Raw genomic sequence first — 17,833 nt, 5'->3', positions numbered from 1 at the left:
ACCACTTTCATACATATGCCGACATTAAGTCGGTTTTTTTGTGTCTGAAATAAAGTAAAGCGTAGATATAGATAAAGTAGCTTACTGCGAACCAAGCGGTCAGAGGTTCACTCTTAGAAGATACGTCCTGCGCCCACCACTTTCATACATATGCCGACATTAAGTCGGTTTTTTTGTGTCTGAAATTTGAGAAAGCTTTCAGCTATCAGCTATCAGTTAAGTCAAACAAACACCCCAGCTAAAAATTTCAGCGTAGACGTAAGCGTGCTCATGTAAGAAGCGCTGCTTCTAGTTATTTATGTACAGCTCAAAACCATTCACTGCTCTTTAACTTAAGCTGTGGTATTTTAAACACCTTGTTTAAAAGGATCTTGCTGTATGTTTAAAGCTGTATTCATCACCTTTGTTTTACTATTTATCACTATTTTTAATGTGGGCGCGCACGCTCACACAGCTCAAACAACGCCAATTGTTGGCGCTGCTCAATACAAACATTATTTGCCACAGCTACAAAATAAACGTGTTGGCCTTGTGGTAAATCAAACATCGCTTGTTGAAAATACTCATTTAGTGGATGCTTTACTCACTAAAAATATAACCATAACCAAAATTTTTGCACCTGAGCATGGTTTTAGAGGCGATCACGACGCAGGAGCTCATGTTAAAAATGCGGTTGATAGTAAAACCGGTATCCCGCTTATTTCTATTTATGGCAAAAACAAAAAACCAAGCGCTGAGGCTTTGAGCGAAGTAGATGTTATTATTTTTGATATACAAGATGTGGGCGTGCGCTTTTATACCTACATAAGCTCTATGCATTACATGATGGAAGCCGCAGCCGAGCAAGGTATTGAGTTTATTGTGCTTGATAGGCCAAACCCCAATATTGCCTACGTTGATGGGCCAATACTTGAGCGCCAATTTAAATCGTTTGTAGGCATGCACCCAATCCCCGTGCTGCACGGCATGACGGTAGGCGAGCTTGCAAAAATGATCAAAGGCGAAAGCTGGATCAATAAAGCGGCTGATTTAAAGCTTACGGTGATCCCGGTTGATCATTACACGCGCTTAACTCACTACAGTTTACCTGTAAAACCCAGCCCTAATTTACCTAACGATCAATCAATTGCGCTGTATCCTTCGCTTTGCTTTTTTGAGGCAACCCCTGTAAGTATTGGCAGAGGCACCAACTTTGCGTTTCAAGTAATTGGCTACTCGCCCGTTGCGCTTGGGGATTTTAGTTTTACACCGCGCTCTATTAAAGGGGCGGCAGCAAACCCTAAATTTAAAAATACCCCTGTAAAAGGGCTCGATTTACGCACAGCAAACACGCGCGGGCTTGATTTAAGTTATTTAATTACGGCTTATAATAAATTAACTAAAAACAATATTACCTTTTTTGAACGCGCTGATTTTATGGATAAATTGGCTGGCACTAACAAACTACGTTTAGCTATTGAAGCAGGGCAATCAGAGCGGCAAATAAAACAAAGTTGGCAGCAAGGGCTTGCAGCATTTAAAAAGCAACGGGCGCCTTATTTGCTGTACAAGTAAGGGGAGCAAATGGCTTTAGTAATAAACAAAAAATTAAGAAGCTGTTTTAAAACGGCTTTACTGGCGCTTGTTAGTATTACTCTTGTAGCGTGCAGTTCGGCAAATAAGCCAAATGAGTTTACAGCCAGTGAGCTTAAGCAAAGCAAATTAGTAACGCTTCCAAACGCCCAAGTTATTGTCACTTTTCCTGAGGCTAACCCAAGTAGCCGTGAGTACGTAAATAACCGTGGCACTTTTAAAGCGTATAAAGGGCGAGGGCAGTTATTAATTCAAAATAATAACGCGATAAGCGCCGATATTTTTATAAATAACCAAAAGCTTAATATTACCAACCAATTAGCCGCCAATACTTTATATGAGTATTCGCTAGCAAGGCGCACCCACAACGGGGTAAATACGTTTAAGGTTGAAAATATTAAACCTAAAGGCGCAAGCCTTACCTTGCGCTTTGAGTTTCCAACCTTAAATACCGCTGCGCAAAGTAATATAGACTTTAGCCAGGTCGATGCCCTTATTGAAAAAGACATACAAGCTGGTTTTCCGGGGGCGGTATTAGCTGTTATTAAAAGTGGTGAACTAATAAAGCTTAGCGCCTATGGCGATGCCAAACAGTACCAGCAAAGTGATTTGCTGCTACTACGCCCAGAGCCAATGCAAACACATACTCTGTTTGATTTAGCCTCTAACACCAAAATATTTGCCACTAACTTTGCCCTAATGAAACTTGTAAGCGAAGGGCTTTTAAATATAAACAAGCCCGTACAAAGTTACTTACCCGAATACAAAGGTGATGGCCGCGAGCTGCGCACAGTTAAAGATTTACTCACGCATACAGCGGGTTACCCTCCGGTGTTTGATTTTCATCGTAAAGAAACTAAAAATGGCGATGCGTATTTTTCGCAAAATAGCCAAACCACAAAGCAGCTGTTACTTACGCAAGTACCGCTGAGCAATAAATACCCCGCACAAGCCGTTTACTCCGATATTGATTACATGATTTTAGGCGTACTGGTTGAGCGTATAACCGGGCAACCACTTGATGATTACCTCGAGCAACACATTTACGCCCCACTTAAACTGACCAATACGGTATTTAACCCACTTAAAAAGGGCTTTAAACGCGCTGAATTTGCAGCAACCGAGCTTAGCGGCAATACCCGTGATGGCCGTATTACCTTTGATAATATTCGTACTAATGTTTTACAAGGCGAAGTGCACGACGAGCGAGCATTTTATTCGTTTAATGGCGTAGCAGGGCATGCCGGTTTATTTAGTAATGCACCCGATTTAGCTGTGCTTTGCCAAGTACTATTAAATCAAGGTGGTTTTGGCAATACCCAGTTATTTAGCGCATCAACCTTAGCGCAGTTTTTAACGCCACAATTAAACAACGAAACCTATGGCCTAGGCTTTAGGCTTGCAGGTAACAACCAAGCTAGGCGTTGGCATTTTGGCCCTTATGCAAGTGCACAAGCGTATGGTCACACCGGCTGGACGGGCACAGTAACGGTTATTGATCCAACCTACGACTTAGCCATTATTTTATTGACCAATGCGCGGCACACAAAAATAAAAGGAAGCCAAAAACATTACCAGTTTTTGGGCAAACAATACGAGACCGCGCAATATGGCTCGGTGGTATCGCTTATTTACGAAGCACTACTAAATCAATAAATTATCGTTTAGGCTAAAACGGCCTAAGTGCAGTGCCTTAAGTGATTTATTTGCAGGTGACTTAACTAAGCCAATCCATTAAGCTAAGCGGTTTACAAATTCAGGCCACATTTTTAAAACGGCCTGTAAAATAAGCGTTTCAACGTGAATAAAGCGAACGCACTTCGCTATTAATAAAGGTTAATTTATGTCTTGGTATTCTATATTACCGCCGCTCATTGCTATCGCTATCGTATTTTGGCGAAAAGAAGTAATAATGGCACTTTTGGTGGCCGTGGCTTCGTCAGAATTTTTACTCGCTATACAAGGCGAGGGTAATACCTTATTTGCTACATTTTTAAATACCATTGAGCGCATAATATCGGTAGCCAGCTCGCCGGGTAACACTCGCATTTTAATATTTAGTATTATGATTGGTGCCTTGCTTGCCTACATACGCGAATCTGGCGGCGTAGCAGCCACCGTTAATATGCTTATGAATAAAGGCATTGCAAAAAGTAAGCGCCAAGTTGGCTTTTTAACCATGTTTACCGGCATCGCGGTATTTATAGAGTCAAACCTCAGCGTATTAACCTCAGGTATTGTATCGCGCGGCTTGTTCGACAAGTTTAAAATGAGCCGAGCGCGCCTTGCTTATATTATTGATAGTACCAGTGCACCGGTGTGTATTTTAATATTACTTAACGGTTGGGGCGCATTTGTACTGGGTTTACTTGGCAATTACGAACTAAGCGAATCGGCGGTATCTATTTTATGGGGCAGCGTAGGGTACAACTTTTACGCCATTATCACGTTAGTCATTGTGTTTTACACTATCGCGTTTGATAAAGTACACGGCCCAATGAAAGAAGCCGAGCAAAAACTAGAGCTACAAAAAACCGACCTAAAAGAAGAAGTAAAAGGCTCTAAAGCGCGTTACATGCTCGTGCCATTACTTACCTTAATTGTGAGCATGGTAGGCTTTATGTTTTACACCGGCAACGGCGTACTTGCAGAAGGCAGCGGCTCTAAATCGGTTTTATACGCAACGGTATTAGCCATTGTGGTTGCATATGTTTTAATGATTAGCTCGCGCCAATTTACTCACCATCAATTAGTCGATACCGGCTTTAAAGGCATGGGCGAGTTATTACCGCTGGTGAGCATTGTATTGCTTTCACTTACACTGGGCGCAAGCTTAAAAGAGCTAGGCACGGGCGTATTTGTCGCATCACTTGTGGGTGATTACTTACCTATTTACTTAATTGTACCAGTGCTGTTTTTAACCGGTGCGGTTATGTCGTTTACTACGGGTACATCTTGGGGCACATTTGCCATACTTATTCCTATTGGTGTGCCGCTTATTCAAGCGCTCGGTTTGCCACCTTCACTGGTGGTAGGCGCTATTTTAGGCGGCGGTATATTTGGCGATCACTGCTCCCCTATATCCGACACCAGCGCTGTATCGGCACTCGCCTCGGGGTGTGACTTACTCACCCACGTTAAAACGCAGCTACCGTATGCGTTATTTGGTGGCGCACTGACGTTTATAGCGTACTTAGTAACAAGCATAATTGTGTTGTAAAATTTGCTCGTTTAAATACAAAAAGGCCTGCTTAATCGCAGGCTTTTTTGTTTTAAATATGCAGTTAAGTACCCGTATTTATATTTTTTAGGTTATTGTATGGCATGAGCTTTAAGCTTTTTAATAGCTATAAATTCTTACTTTTTAACTTATACAAGGCTGTAAACCCACACTATGTTTGTAATAGATAATATCATTCTTGTTAGTGCCATTTTAATTTTACTAGGGGTTATCTCGAGCAAGCTATCTGCGCGCGTTGGCCTACCCGTGCTGGTGCTATTTTTACTGGTGGGCATGCTTGCAGGTGAAGACGGTATTGCAGGTATATCATTTGATAACGCAGAGGCTGCGCATGCTCTGGGCACGTTAGCACTGGCTATTATTCTATTTGATGGTGGGCTACAAACGCCAACCAGCTCTATTAAACAAGTGTGGAAACCTGCTTCGGCTTTAGCTACGGTCGGGGTGCTTTTAACGGCTGTAATTACCGGCCTTGTCGCCACTTATATTTTAGACCTACCCGTATTACAAGGCGTTTTACTGGGCGCTATTGTGGGCTCTACAGATGCCGCTGCCGTATTTGCACTTTTACGAAGTGCAGGCATTCACTTAAATAAAAAACTTAAATCAACCCTTGAAATAGAAAGTGCCTCGAACGACCCAATGGCTATTTTTTTAACGGTGGGTTTGCTCGAAATGCTAGTTAACGACATGCCAATAGGGCTGGGTTTACTGCAGTTATTTGCCCAGCAAATGGGCGTAGGCGCCGTTTGTGGGTTTTTAATTGGTAAGGTGTCGGTGTGGTTTATTAATCGAATAAAATTAAATGCATCAGGTTTGTATTTAGTAATGGTAACCGCATTTGGGCTGCTTTCTTTTGGCCTTTCTGCAACGCTTGGCGGCAGTGGCTTTTTAGCTGTATTTATAACCGGCGTTATTTTAGGTAACAGTAAATTTGTATATAAACGCGGCATTTTTCTGTTTCACGATGGTTTAGCGTGGCTTGGGCAAATAACCATGTTTGTTGTGTTAGGGCTTTTAATTAACCCCTCGTCGTTGGTTGATGTATGGCTAGAAGGGTTGTTAATTGCACTGGCACTTATTCTTGTTGCTCGCCCACTAGCGGTAGCGCCAATTTTAAAATTATTTGGCTTTAATAATCGCGAAACTTTATTTGTATCTTGGGTGGGGCTAAGAGGCTCAGTGCCGATTATTTTAGCTATATTCCCACTGTTGTTTGGCCTTTCAGGGGCGGAGCTTATTTTTAATGTGGTTTTTTTCGTGGTGTTAATCTCGGCCACGTTGCAAGGCTCAACTATGCCTTGGATGGCTAAAAAGTTAAGTTTAATAGAGCCGCCACCCGATTTAGCAGCTGCAACGCTCGAAATTACCGCCTTAAATGATATTGATATAGAAATTGTAGAGTATACGTTAAGTGAGGTTTCTCGCGTTTCTGGGCGCAGTTTGTCTCATGCTGCACTGCCAGAAAGTGTAGTTGTAGCCATGATCACACGAGGGCCTTCAATCATACCGCCACGCGGCTCTACTAAATTAAAACCAAACGATCATTTATTTGTTGTTTTAAAACCCGCTAACAGACCTTTTGTTGATTTAGTTTTTACAGCAACCGATAAAACAAACCACCAAGACAGCCACTTAGCGCGCAACGAACTTAAAGTGAAAGGGGTTACGCTAGTAGGCGATATATTTTACTCATACCACATGAAAATAGACGCCCCAGAGGGCATAAGCTTGGAAGAGGTGATCAACCAAAAGCTTTCAGGAGAAATCAGTAAAGGCTCAATTGTGGTTATTGGTAATGTTCAACTACGCGTTATAACAATGGTACATACACGTATAGTGACAATCGGCTTAAAGTACTTACACAATCCAGAACAGCGACTTTTAAAGCAGTAGTCATTAACGCTGATTTATAAGATATTAGCGAAGTAGGTTGGGTTGAGTGACACGAAACCCAACGTATCACCGATGCAATGAGCAAACCCAAAGCTAATTATATGTAGTGTATGTTGTAGGCGTACAGCTTGCTGGCGCTGTGTATAAGACCAAAACCTAAATATAGCATGGAACCTTATTCAAGGTTTTTGGCTGACTACTATCGCTTGTAGTCAGTTCTGTTTGGTAACGAGAATAACTATTTATTCAATTTGGATTGTTTAAATATTTAAAAGTCAGCTAAGTAGCTCACTTTTTTAAAAGAGTACACAGAAACTTTTCCTTAGGTTATATACCTATCTTTTTGTACATCGTTTTACTGCCACTATAAAGTGCCAAGTAAAAGTTAAAAAGAAAATATGGTAAATCAAAGTTACGAACTCCATCCCTTCTTTTAAAAACCTACCATATGGTGGTATTCCTTTGGCTAAGGCATTTAAGTTTTTTGAAATACTAATTATGTATTCATTTAAAGGTTCATATATTTTATACACGTAATTATTTTCATAACCTAAAATTAAAAAATAATAAATAATTGCTGTTACCAGCATCAAACTTAGGGGAGTAAATATACTAGAACCAAAATTAGATATGCTTTCATTAAGCCATAAGACCGCTTTCTCGGCTGAAAAGCCATTTTTAGCTTTTAGCTCTTCTTTGTATTTTTTCATTTCTAAAGCGAAGTATTTATTTGCTTCAATTTGATTCCCTATTTTGTCGAATGAATGTTTTATGATCCTGAAGGTTTCTCTGTTTGTATTTTTGTAATTTATTTCTGCATTTAAAAAGTTAGGTGATTCCTTCAAATTTGTATGCTCAAAATCTAACCCACTATAAAACTTAGCTTTTCTAAAGTTTGTAAAATTAAGAAACGTAACATATTCAAATTCGATTTTTTCTAGGCTTGTACTACCAACACAACCAAACTCACATTTTTCAAAGCCTGAAAAATCATCAAAAATACTTCGATTCATTTTGAACTGGTTAAATTTGGTTTTGTAAGCATCGAATAATGACTTGAAGTTAACATTAGATATCAGTGTATATTTGGTATCACACTCTTTAAGTTCAACTTTGCCTTCAAATTCCATATTTTGGATTTTTAAAACTTCTATTTCACTTTTGTTAAGTAATAAGCGTTCTTTGAATTCACAGTTCTCTATGTGTAAGTTACATATTTTTTGGATAAATCCTTCGGAATTAAAAAAGATGCTTTTCAGGTAGGTTCCTCTATGAAAAATTACCTGACACTTAAAAGTGCAATCATTAAATAAATAACTCTCTATTTCTAGTTTATCAATTGCGCTTTCAGGAGACGCACTTGTGACAGCTCCTTGAAAGACACAATTTTGAAAAATTGTTCGCTCAGTAACATCTTCTATCATTAGAAAAGAGTGTATAGACCAATCATTCAGAAATATGCAATCTTGGAAAAAGAGCTGAACATTAGGCAAATTTATACTGCCAAAGTATATAGTGGAATCATCAAAGTGGATCCCTTTAAATTGCTTTAGAAGCTTAAAGAAATCAAATTCGTCTCTTGGATCCCTTTCTGGAAATTTTATCTGCCGAAGATGAATTATTTTTTGCTTTTTAGTGGGTAGGTTCTCTTGTGCATATTTACCAGAAGCAATTTCTTTTTTCGGCTCTTCAGATGAATTTTTTAATACGTTTTTTCGTATGTGGTATTCAAGATCATCATAAAACTCTTTAAGTTTTCCATTCATTTTATCTGTTTGATAATCACTTTTATTGCAATGAAGGGCACATTCCCCATTGAACATTGCTGGGATGTTACAATTATTTTGAATACAAATATCTGACACTATTATTTCCTTATAAATTACAAATACCTTTAACTTATTCTAAATTAATTATGCGATTTATGATATTTACTAATACGCACGGATTTTATAAAATATTGTATCTATAATAATTAATTACCACCACCTAAGCCCCACACTGCCTAGTCCCAACTCCCGCATGTTTAAGCGCTACAATCTGCCCTTTACCGTTATGCGCCATAGCCAGCATATCACCCGTATTTAGACCACTTTCTACCGCATGTTTACCCTTTAAATCACTGAGCAGTGACTGCTTAATTTGCACTAGTACCTCGTCATTACAGCTGGCTATGTACCAGTCGTTATCAACCTTTACGAGTGTGCCGTATTCTATGTGGCGTTGTTGGTGTAAGCGCAAGCTATTAGCATGTTGAGTGTCGAGTGCGTGTTTTTGCTCGGTAATGGCGCTTGTGTAACTGCCCGATGGGGTTATTTCGTGGGTTTTAATAATTGAGTAGTCGTGAATGTCGATGGTATTAAGCACCGTTTTAGGCGCGTAGTTAATGCCCTCGTTACTATCAAACACAATAAATGCGAATACGCCCAGTGCGCAGGCAAGGCTGCTTAACTGTAGCGTAAAACTAAGCCTTGAGGGCTTTTTATGGCTGGCATTATTAAGTAACGCTTTTTGTTGGGAAGCGCTGAGTGTAGTGCGTGCTTTTCGCTCTTTGTAGTGTTGAGTGAGCTTTTGATCAAACTGCTCATCAGGCTTGTTCATTGTTTGCTCCTAATAAACGTTTAAGGTTTTGCTTGGCATAGCGCAGCCTTGTTTTTACGCTCTCATGGTTGCTTTGCGTTATAAGCTCTATGTCGGCAAGGCTAAAGCCTTCTTGTTGTAAGGTAATGGCTTCGCGCTGTACAAAGCTCAGTTGCTTGAGTGCGCTATCGAACGCTTGGTAATTTATATTGCTAATACTATTGTTATTACCTTGCTCATTTTGCTGCGCGGGGAGGTGGGTGTTTTCGTCAAGCTCTACAAAGCGCTGCTGTTTGCGGTATTCGTCTACTAATGTGTTGCGCGCGAGTTTAAATAACCACGCTTTTGGCGTGGTTTGCGCTTGGTAAAGGTGGCGTTTTTCGATTACTTTTAGCCAGGTTTGTTGGCTTACGTCGTATGCTAAATGCGTATTAGATTGCGTCACTAGGTAGTGGTATAAGTCGTTACTGTAGAGGGCAATAAGCTGCTCTAAGTAGCGGTTGTCGCCACTTTTTGCGTAACTTGCCATGCAATCCTTGCTTGGCGTTTCAAATAACCATGACTTAATACTGAGTAGCATAGGCGTTTAGTCCGTTAAATAGAGTTATCTAATTTAAAATCGAGCTGTACGGTTTGATCTGTTTGTAATTGTGCCACACCTTCTATTACTTTGGGGCGATATTTCCAGCGTTTTATGGCTCTTATTGCTTCGCGGTCAAAGGTACGTTTGGGCTCGGCGTTTATTACCACTGGGTTTATTACTTCGCCGGTGGGCGAAATACTAAAGCTCAGTTGCACCCAGCCTTCTATGCCATTGCGCGCGGCAGATGTAGGGTATTTGGGATTTATGCGTACTATGGGTGTTGCATCGCCTGTAGGGCGGTTAATCGTGCTATTTATATCATCTCCAAAATCATCAATAGTGATTGGTGTTAATTCGTTAATCGCTATTACAGGGTCGTTTGAGGTATCTATTGGTGGTGCTTTAGGCGGTGTTTTTGGCACAGGCGGTGGTGGCTGTATTTTTTGTATATGCCTTACTTGTGAATCCTCTGGTGCCTGAAAAATCTCTACAATAATATCGTCGCCGAGTTTTATAGGTGCGCGCTGCTCGCCACTAATTAAGTATTGCATAAATGCAAAGGCGGCAAAGGTCATTACTGCGCCGCCAATAACGGCGGTTGATGTTTTAATAAATGCTGAATTATTGGGTACTTCAAGTGTGTGCATAAGCCGCTCCGAGTAAACTTAGTTGGGTTGTTTAAAAGCTATAACGGGGGGCAAATCAAAAAGGGGTTAAATAATTTTATAAAAATTGCGGGGTTTAGTTACAATAGCGTTCGCTATATTTTTACTTATTAATTTTTTAGGCTGTTATGCAACTCATACAAATAGATAAAGCACGTTACCGCAAACATTTAAATAGGGTAATTGTAGGGTGTGCGGCGGGTTTAGCTGTTGGCAGCTTGGCTATATCGCAAACGTTAATTGCGTTGTTTCCTGATGAAAGCGGGAGTCACTTTCATTGGAATTTAACCGGTGTTGTTATAACAAGTTTGGCCATTGGCTGGCTGTTAAATAAATACCGTACCCATAGTTTTATGACCGAAGTGGTCTATGTGTGGGAGCTTAAACAAGCGCTTAATAAAATAACCCGCAAAATGCCAAAGCTAAAAGCGGCAGGGCGTGAGGGTAATGCCGATGCATTGTTAGCGATTCATTATAGTTATGCGGGCTCACGGCTTTTATGGCAGCTTGACGATAACACCATCACTATGGACGAGTTAGCTATAAAACAAGCCGAGCTTGATAGTGTGGCGGCCAAGTATAACCTGACTTTAAATGCCGATGACTATAACGAGGCTATATTAAAACAGTTTTAAAGCCTAGGTGATTAAATTAGCTAAAGGAGCCTTAATGAAAAAAGTACTGATAGTGTGTTTAGGTAATATTTGCCGCTCGCCCACAGCAGAGGCGGTGTTAAAAGCGCATGCTAAAAAATTAGGCGTTGAGGTAAAAGTCGACTCGGCAGGGACTATTGGCTACCACGAAGGTAAAACGCCAGATAGCCGCTCAATGGCTGCAGGCGAAAAACGCGGTTATAGCTTTAAAGGTATATTTTCGCGCCCAGTGCGCAGCAGCGATTTTACTGAGTTTGATTTAATTTTAGCGGCCGACACACAAAACTTAGCTGACTTAAAAGCGCAATGCCCCACCCACTTACATTACAAGCTGGCATTGTTCTTAGAATACGGCGAGCAAAGCCAAAGCGCCATACCCGACCCATACTACGGCGGCGATGATGGCTTTGAAAATGTGCTCGATTTAATTGAAGCCGCAAGCGATAAAATACTCGCAAAGCTTTGAGTAAAACTACCTGAATAAAAAGACGCTATAATACCTTGCGTGTTATCTGGCTATTTTAAAGTCGAGCTGTACTTGCGTGCTTGCAACAACGGGTTGGCCGTCTTCAAATTTTGGTGCATAACGCCACTTTTTAAGTGCTGTAAGTGCCGACCTTTCAAACTCTTTCCCCCCTTGTGAGCTAACTACCTCTGGGTTTTTAACAAAGCCTGCGGTATCTACGTCAAATTCAACAACGACAATACCGTCTCGCATTTGGCGCGCTTTGTTTTGTGGGTACTCAGGGTTTTTGCGGTATATAGGTGTTTGCTCTTGTGTTTTTTTCCACGGCACCATTTTAGCAATTGCTAAACAATGCTTAGTGGCTTGTTCGCTTTGGCCTGTTTTTTCGTAAAGGTTAACAAGCTTTGAGTGCGCAGTAAGCTCAGCGCTGTGATCAAAGCTTAAGTTGTTATCAAATACCGATACAACATGGTTTAGTCGTTCAATGGCTTCATTGTATTTTTTCTTACCTTGAGCAAACGACGCCATTAAAAAGTCGGCTTTAATGCGCTCTACCGTATTGTCGTCTAGGTTATTACGGTAGTAGTCATCGGCTTGGTTAAGCAGCGTTTTAGCTTTATGGTACTTTTTATGAGCAAATTTTTTGGCAAGCAGCGAGGCTGCTTCAAACTGCATGTCGGCAACAAATTTAGGGTTGTTTTGTGTTTTAGCTATTTCAATTATACGGTCGTAATCGTTATCGGCTTGATAGGCCGAGCGGGTGTTTTCAGCCTTGCCTATTAGGGCATCGATTGTTTCTATTGCATTTTTACCGTGGTTATTTGCCAGTATTGTATAGGCTTGCGAGTAAAGTTCGAAGCGTTGCTCTGATACATTTTTTTTGTCGTTGATAGAGCGCGGCGCTGTAATTGCTTTGGCGTAATTAATAGCAAGGCTTGCGGTGTTATCACTTTTATCACCATAAAGCGCAAGGCCTGTAGTATAGGCATGTTTAGCTGCTTGCTCTATGTTTTCGTCTTTTTTAACAGCCGTTAAATAACTTTGGTATGCATCAGAAAAGGCGGCTTTATCATCGCTTACTTGGCTTGCATTGGCCTGGCTTGCAAAAGCCGTAAAGGTTAATCCGATAACTAAGGCGAGGTGTTGTGCTTTCATAATAATCCCTATTAGTGTTCAATCTAGAAACAAAATACCACAAGTGATAATAGTTTTCATTACTCTTTGTGTGGGCGTTTGCTTATAAAACTAACTAATTACCTAATACCCATGTGCACTAAGCTGTAACTAACTTTCGTCATTAAACTGTACTAATAGTGCCTGCTGAGATAACTAGGTAACACCGTTTTAGCTTTTTATAGGTGCGGTGTATTAACTTAATGTATAAGCAGTGTGGTAAAAGTAATAAAATTAAAATAGCAAATGCGTACAAGTTTGTCATTGTTTTGGGGAAATAGCCCTAGGTAGTGGGAGTTTATTGCATATTAAGATTGAAAATAGGCTGTGTAATCGCCATATATTTGCCATAAACCTAGTGTACTACGATCTAACTTTAAACATTTGTGATATTATCACCTTATGGTGTCGTAGTTATTTAATTATTTGGATTTGTCGTGGCGCAAGTAAGAGCAAGAGCCCAGCTTAATGTTGGCAAAAATAGTGATATTCCCGCAGAAATAGTGTCTTTTAGTGGCTTAAAAGACGGCCAAGAACACGTTGCGTTTGTATTTAACAATGCTGATGTAAATCAAAATGTGCCGCTTATTCGCATGCACTCTGAGTGTTTAACCGGTGATGTGTTTCATTCATCGCGCTGCGATTGTGGCGAGCAGTTAAATGAGTGTATTGAAATGATGCACGAGCAAGGCGGGGTGTTATTGTATTTACGCCAAGAGGGCCGAGGTATTGGTTTATATAATAAAATTGATGCTTACGTGCTGCAATCTCAAGGGATGAACACTTACGAGGCTAATAACCACTTAGGCTTTGCCGACGACTTACGTGATTTTTCGGACGCGGTATTAATGCTCAACGCACTTAATTTAAGCCACGTTAAATTAATGACCAATAACCCTAAAAAGCTTAATGCATTAAAAGATGCCGGCATTGAAGTAGACACCGTTATTGGTACCCATGCGCATATTAAAGCAGGCCTTACAGGTAACAAAGCTTACCTAGAAACCAAAATAAAACACGGCGCACATATGTTAGATATTAAAAAAATTAAAAAACCTTAACTATTTAATCATGTAGTGTCTGTTAATCCCCCCTCACGCCAAGTTATACTTGGCGTGTTTTGTTTAATTTAAGAGCCAGTATGTCTAACGAATTACGAATTTTTAAAGCCGATGCCGGGCTAAAGTGGTTTAAAGCCGGTTGGCATATTTTTAAAACCCAGCCATTTACCTTTGTAGTTATGCACTTATTAATAGGCATAGTGGGCATACTGTCGTTATTTTTACCTTTGCTGCAAGTTGTTGCGGCACTTGCTACGCCTTTTTTAACCGCCGGTTTTTACCAAGCGGTGCTTAGCAAGCAGCAGGGCGGTAAAATTATGCTCGCCGACATACTCAAACCCTTTAGCGCAAAAGGTAACCGTTTAGGGCTACTACGTTTAGCGCTTTACCAAATGGGAGCGGGTATTTTAATGGCCTTATTGGCTAATGGCCTATTTGCCGATGCCGTGGCTATTATGAGCCAAGAGGGGCTTGATCCTAACATTGCGCTTGAGCAAACCTTAAATAGTATTTCGGGCGCCAGTGTGGTGCTATTTTTAGTGGCAATGGCGGTGTATTTAATGGCGTTTGCTTACGCGGTACCGCTTATTTATTTTAGTAAAGAAAAACGCATTTTAACGGCGCTTAAAAATTCGTTATTGGTTTTTTATCATAACCTGTTCGCATTGAGTGTTTTTGGCATTATTTGTGTGTTATTTATGGCGCTTTCTATGTTCTTATCGTTCTTACCGCTGTTGATTTTAATGCCAATTTGCTACATTAGTTTCTTTGTATCTTATCAGGCTATTTTTATGCCAGTTGTACCGCCAAGTGACGATAGTAATGTTAAACCACTTAGCAGTGAACAAAGCGGGCGCTTTGACGCTTAATGGATGATAAGTTAAAACAAAAACTTAAAAACTATGTACTGTGGTTACTTGGGCGCCAAGAGTATTCGCGCCGCGAGTTAACCTTTAAGCTTCAGCAAAAAGAAGCCAGCGACGAGTTTATAGAAACCCTGCTTAATTGGTGCGAAGAGCACAATTTTATTAATGAGCAACGCTATTGCGAAGGGTTTGTCAGAAAACACATTTTTAAAGGCCATGGCTTAAAGCGCATTCAAAGCGAAGCCATAGGCAAAGGGATTGACCGTTCACTACTTGAAAGAGTGGTTGAAGAGCTTGAAATAGACTGGTTTGAGCTTGCGCAGGAAGCGTACAACAAAAAGTATTCAACTACACCGGCCAACCTCGAGTACAAAGATAAAGCTAAGCGCGTGCGCTACTTAATGTACCGAGGATTTAGCTACGAACAAATTGATTTTGCAATGCAAGCACAGTAAATACAGGTGAGATTTTCACATGCAGCACATGACTACGGCACAACTTAGGCAACAGTTTTTAGACTTTTTTGCCAGCAAACAGCACCAAATTGTCCAATCGGCTTCACTTATTCCGGGTAACGATGCCACGTTGTTATTTAACAATGCCGGCATGGTTCCTTTTAAGGATGTGTTTTTAGGCGCCGAAACTCGCCCTTACACGCGTGCTACAAGTGCACAGCGTTGTGTGCGTGCTGGTGGTAAACATAACGATTTAGAAAACGTAGGTTACACAGCGCGTCATCATACATTTTTTGAAATGCTAGGTAACTTTAGTTTTGGCGATTACTTTAAACAAGACGCTATTAAGTTTGCGTGGGAGTTTTTAACTGAGGTTGTTAAATTACCACAAGAAAAACTACTTGTTACTATTTATCACGACGATGAAGATGCATTTGGCTTTTGGCACAATGATATTGGCCTAAGCGAAGATCGTATTATTCGTATTGCTACCTCAGATAACTTTTGGTCAATGGGCGATACTGGCCCGTGTGGCCCGTGTTCTGAAATATTTTACGATCACGGTGAGCACATTTGGGGTGGTCCTCCGGGCTCGCCTGAAGAAGATGGCGACCGCTTTATCGAAATTTGGAACCTTGTATTTATGCAGTACAACCGTCAAAGCGACGGTACTATGGAGCCGCTGCCTAAACAATCTGTTGATACAGGTATGGGCCTTGAGCGTATTGCTGCTATTTTACAAGGCGTGCATTCAAACTACGAAATCGACTTGTTCCAAGGCTTAATTGCAGCTGCGGCAAGTGTAACTAACGCACAAGATTTAAACGATAAGTCGCTACGCGTTGTGGCGGATCATATTCGTTCGTGTGCGTTTTTAATTTCTGATGGTGTTATGCCATCAAACGAAGGCCGTGGTTATGTATTGCGTCGTATTATTCGTCGTGCAGTACGCCATGGTAACAAGCTTGGTGCACAAGGTGCGTTTTTCTATAAACTGGTTGCAGCGCTTATTGAACAAATGGGCCAAGCCTACCCAGAGCTTGCAAAGCAGCAAGAAATTATCGAAAAAGTACTGCGCATTGAAGAAGAACAATTTGGTAAAACCCTTGAACGTGGCTTAGCTATTTTAGAAGAGAGCCTAAGCGAGCTTAAAGGCGATGTTATTCCTGGTGACTTAGTATTTAAATTATACGACACTTATGGTTTCCCCGCTGATTTAACGGCCGATGTAGCCCGTGAGCGCCAAATGACAATAGACCATGCAGGCTTTGAAGAGTGCATGGCTGTACAGCGTAAAACAGCGCAGCAAGCTGGTAAATTTGGTGCCGATTACAACGAGCAATTAAAGTCAGAAAAACACACTGAATTTAAAGGCTACGACAGCACACATCACAGCGCTACAGTAGTAGAAGTGTTTGCAAATGGTGAGTCGGTTTCTATTTTAGAAGACGGCCAACAAGGCATTGTTGTACTTAACCATACGCCATTTTATGCTGAATCTGGTGGCCAAACAGGCGATACCGGTACCATTACTGTTGCAGGTGGCGAGTTTACAGTGACTAACACTACTAAGCTGGGTAATGCGTTTGCGCACCACGGTAGCGTACAAGGGCGCATTGCGGTTAACGATAAAGTAGATGCCACTATTGATGATGCACGCCGTGAACGCATTAAGAAAAATCACACAGCTACGCATATTTTACACGAAGCACTGCGCCAACTATTAGGTGAACACGTAAGCCAAAAAGGCTCACTGGTTGAGCCTGAGCGTTTACGTTTTGACTTCTCGCACTTTGAAGCTGTTACTAAAGACGAGCTACGTGAAATTGAACGTGTAGTTAACGATGAAATTCGTCGTAACTTTGCCCTTAACACTGAGCTTATGGCAATTGATGACGCTAAAGCAAAAGGGGCAATGGCGCTGTTTGGCGAAAAGTACGACGATGAAGTACGCGTAGTAACCATTGGCGATTACTCAATTGAACTGTGTGGCGGTACGCACGTAGAGCGCGCGGGTGATATTGGTTTATTTAAAATTGTATCTGAAAGCGGTATTGCTGCAGGCGTACGCCGTATTGAAGCAGTAACAGGCGCAGATGCAGTGGCGTATGTAAGCGAGCAAGAAAAACAGCTAAACGATGTAGCAGCGCTTGTAAAAGGTGATAGCGCATCGGTACTTGAAAAAGTAACTGCGCTTCTTGAAAAGTCTAAAGGCCTTGAAAAGCAAATATCACAGCTTAACGACAAGCTAGCCAGTGCAGCGGGTGCATCTTTACTTGATTCGATTGTTGAAATTAATGGCGTTAAGCTACTAGTGGCAAACGTTGAAGGTACTGAATCTAAAGCGCTTCGTGGCATGGTTGACGACCTTAAAAACAAGATTGGCTCAGGTGTTATTGCACTGGGTGTTGCCAGCGGCGAAAAAGTAAGCCTAATTGCCGGTGTAACGAAAGATTTAACCGGTAAAGTTAAAGCCGGTGAGCTTGTAAACCACATGGCAGGCCAAGTAGGCGGTAAAGGGGGCGGTCGTCCTGATATGGCACAAGCGGGTGGTTCACAGCCTGAAAACCTAAACGCCGCGCTTGAAAGCGTGACAGCCTGGGTAAGTGAGAAAGTTTAAGC

General features: G+C 41.1%; 15 protein-coding genes. 10 read left to right on the top strand and 5 right to left on the bottom strand.

What is annotated here, in order from left to right; translation table 11 throughout:
* The first annotated feature begins 378 nt into the window (after positions 1 to 378).
* The 4 genes from AN395_RS18245 to AN395_RS18230 all read left to right on the top strand — a co-directional run bounded on the left by AN395_RS18245 (position 379) and on the right by AN395_RS18230 (position 6,709).
* Positions 379 to 1,554, top strand: a complete 1,176-nt coding sequence (locus tag AN395_RS18245) for an exo-beta-N-acetylmuramidase NamZ domain-containing protein (RefSeq protein WP_054983860.1) — start codon at positions 379 to 381, stop codon at positions 1,552 to 1,554.
* A gap of 9 nt (positions 1,555 to 1,563) precedes the next feature.
* The gene (gene pbp4b, locus AN395_RS18240) at positions 1,564 to 3,228 is read left to right on the top strand and encodes a penicillin binding protein PBP4B (protein WP_054983859.1); all 1,665 of its coding nucleotides are present in this window, start codon (positions 1,564 to 1,566) and stop codon (positions 3,226 to 3,228) included.
* A gap of 187 nt (positions 3,229 to 3,415) precedes the next feature.
* Positions 3,416 to 4,792 carry a Na+/H+ antiporter NhaC family protein gene (locus tag AN395_RS18235; RefSeq protein ID WP_029773935.1) on the top strand — a complete coding sequence of 459 codons (1,377 nt, stop codon included), beginning with the start codon at positions 3,416 to 3,418 and terminating at the stop codon, positions 4,790 to 4,792.
* 174 nt (positions 4,793 to 4,966) lie between these two features.
* Positions 4,967 to 6,709 carry a potassium/proton antiporter gene (locus AN395_RS18230; protein WP_054983858.1) on the top strand — a complete coding sequence of 581 codons (1,743 nt, stop codon included), beginning with the start codon at positions 4,967 to 4,969 and terminating at the stop codon, positions 6,707 to 6,709.
* Positions 6,710 to 7,044: 335 nt separating this feature from the next.
* Here AN395_RS18230 and AN395_RS18225 read toward each other — a convergent pair whose 3' ends face one another.
* The 4 genes from AN395_RS18225 to AN395_RS18210 all read right to left on the bottom strand — a co-directional run bounded on the left by AN395_RS18225 (position 7,045) and on the right by AN395_RS18210 (position 10,519).
* Positions 7,045 to 8,574 carry a hypothetical protein gene (locus tag AN395_RS18225; protein ID WP_054983857.1) on the bottom strand — a complete coding sequence of 510 codons (1,530 nt, stop codon included), beginning with the start codon at positions 8,572 to 8,574 and terminating at the stop codon, positions 7,045 to 7,047.
* A gap of 124 nt (positions 8,575 to 8,698) precedes the next feature.
* Entirely contained in the window at positions 8,699 to 9,310 is a 612-nt protein-coding gene (locus AN395_RS18220) for a hypothetical protein (protein WP_054983856.1), read from the bottom strand.
* Complete coding sequence (locus AN395_RS18215) at positions 9,297 to 9,869, bottom strand: sigma-70 family RNA polymerase sigma factor (protein WP_024031593.1); 573 nt, start codon at positions 9,867 to 9,869, stop codon at positions 9,297 to 9,299. The genes AN395_RS18220 and AN395_RS18215 overlap by 14 nt, the downstream gene beginning before the upstream one ends.
* Before the next feature lie 14 nt (positions 9,870 to 9,883).
* On the bottom strand, positions 9,884 to 10,519 hold the full coding sequence (locus AN395_RS18210; RefSeq protein ID WP_024031594.1) for an energy transducer TonB: 636 nt from the start codon (positions 10,517 to 10,519) through the stop codon (positions 9,884 to 9,886).
* Between the two features lie 146 nt (positions 10,520 to 10,665).
* Here AN395_RS18210 and AN395_RS18205 point away from each other — a divergent pair, with 146 nt between their 5' ends.
* A complete protein-coding gene (locus AN395_RS18205) occupies positions 10,666 to 11,172 on the top strand; it encodes a DUF3087 domain-containing protein (protein WP_054983855.1) in 507 nt (168 codons plus the stop codon).
* Positions 11,173 to 11,206: 34 nt separating this feature from the next.
* The gene (locus AN395_RS18200) at positions 11,207 to 11,656 is read left to right on the top strand and encodes a low molecular weight protein-tyrosine-phosphatase (protein ID WP_054983854.1); all 450 of its coding nucleotides are present in this window, start codon (positions 11,207 to 11,209) and stop codon (positions 11,654 to 11,656) included.
* A gap of 42 nt (positions 11,657 to 11,698) precedes the next feature.
* Here the strand turns inward: AN395_RS18200 and AN395_RS18195 are convergent, their stop codons facing one another.
* A complete protein-coding gene (locus tag AN395_RS18195) occupies positions 11,699 to 12,811 on the bottom strand; it encodes an energy transducer TonB (protein ID WP_054983853.1) in 1,113 nt (370 codons plus the stop codon).
* A 455-nt stretch (positions 12,812 to 13,266) separates the two neighbouring features.
* Between AN395_RS18195 and ribA the strand changes: the two genes are divergently transcribed.
* The 4 genes from ribA to alaS all read left to right on the top strand — a co-directional run bounded on the left by ribA (position 13,267) and on the right by alaS (position 17,831).
* Complete coding sequence (gene ribA, locus AN395_RS18190; RefSeq protein WP_024031598.1) at positions 13,267 to 13,890, top strand: GTP cyclohydrolase II; 624 nt, start codon at positions 13,267 to 13,269, stop codon at positions 13,888 to 13,890.
* A gap of 80 nt (positions 13,891 to 13,970) precedes the next feature.
* Complete coding sequence (locus AN395_RS18185; RefSeq protein WP_004587511.1) at positions 13,971 to 14,759, top strand: BPSS1780 family membrane protein; 789 nt, start codon at positions 13,971 to 13,973, stop codon at positions 14,757 to 14,759.
* Complete coding sequence (locus AN395_RS18180) at positions 14,759 to 15,211, top strand: regulatory protein RecX (protein ID WP_004587512.1); 453 nt, start codon at positions 14,759 to 14,761, stop codon at positions 15,209 to 15,211. The genes AN395_RS18185 and AN395_RS18180 overlap by 1 nt, the downstream gene beginning before the upstream one ends.
* A gap of 19 nt (positions 15,212 to 15,230) precedes the next feature.
* Positions 15,231 to 17,831, top strand: a complete 2,601-nt coding sequence (gene alaS / locus AN395_RS18175) for an alanine--tRNA ligase (protein ID WP_054983852.1) — start codon at positions 15,231 to 15,233, stop codon at positions 17,829 to 17,831.
* Positions 17,832 to 17,833: the final 2 nt, after the last annotated feature.

Source organism: Pseudoalteromonas sp. P1-30 (genome assembly GCF_001400005.1).
Lineage (GTDB): Bacteria > Pseudomonadota > Gammaproteobacteria > Enterobacterales > Alteromonadaceae > Pseudoalteromonas > Pseudoalteromonas atlantica.
The sequence above is the reverse complement of the archived record's forward strand: the minus strand, read 5'-3'. Positions and strand labels throughout refer to the sequence as shown.

What these genes read in the sequence shown, in the direction of transcription:
- AN395_RS18245 (WP_054983860.1), top strand. Translation starts at nt 379, where the DNA reads ATGTTTAAAGCTGTATTCATCACCTTTGTTTTACTATTTATCACTATT.
- pbp4b (WP_054983859.1), top strand. Translation starts at nt 1,564, where the DNA reads ATGGCTTTAGTAATAAACAAAAAATTAAGAAGCTGTTTTAAAACGGCT.
- AN395_RS18235 (WP_029773935.1), top strand. Translation starts at nt 3,416, where the DNA reads ATGTCTTGGTATTCTATATTACCGCCGCTCATTGCTATCGCTATCGTA.
- AN395_RS18230 (WP_054983858.1), top strand. Translation starts at nt 4,967, where the DNA reads ATGTTTGTAATAGATAATATCATTCTTGTTAGTGCCATTTTAATTTTA.
- AN395_RS18220 (WP_054983856.1), bottom strand. Translation starts at nt 9,310, where the DNA reads ATGAACAAGCCTGATGAGCAGTTTGATCAAAAGCTCACTCAACACTAC.
- AN395_RS18215 (WP_024031593.1), bottom strand. Translation starts at nt 9,869, where the DNA reads ATGCTACTCAGTATTAAGTCATGGTTATTTGAAACGCCAAGCAAGGAT.
- AN395_RS18210 (WP_024031594.1), bottom strand. Translation starts at nt 10,519, where the DNA reads ATGCACACACTTGAAGTACCCAATAATTCAGCATTTATTAAAACATCA.
- AN395_RS18205 (WP_054983855.1), top strand. Translation starts at nt 10,666, where the DNA reads ATGCAACTCATACAAATAGATAAAGCACGTTACCGCAAACATTTAAAT.
- AN395_RS18200 (WP_054983854.1), top strand. Translation starts at nt 11,207, where the DNA reads ATGAAAAAAGTACTGATAGTGTGTTTAGGTAATATTTGCCGCTCGCCC.
- AN395_RS18195 (WP_054983853.1), bottom strand. Translation starts at nt 12,811, where the DNA reads ATGAAAGCACAACACCTCGCCTTAGTTATCGGATTAACCTTTACGGCT.
- AN395_RS18185 (WP_004587511.1), top strand. Translation starts at nt 13,971, where the DNA reads ATGTCTAACGAATTACGAATTTTTAAAGCCGATGCCGGGCTAAAGTGG.
- AN395_RS18180 (WP_004587512.1), top strand. Translation starts at nt 14,759, where the DNA reads ATGGATGATAAGTTAAAACAAAAACTTAAAAACTATGTACTGTGGTTA.
- alaS (WP_054983852.1), top strand. Translation starts at nt 15,231, where the DNA reads ATGCAGCACATGACTACGGCACAACTTAGGCAACAGTTTTTAGACTTT.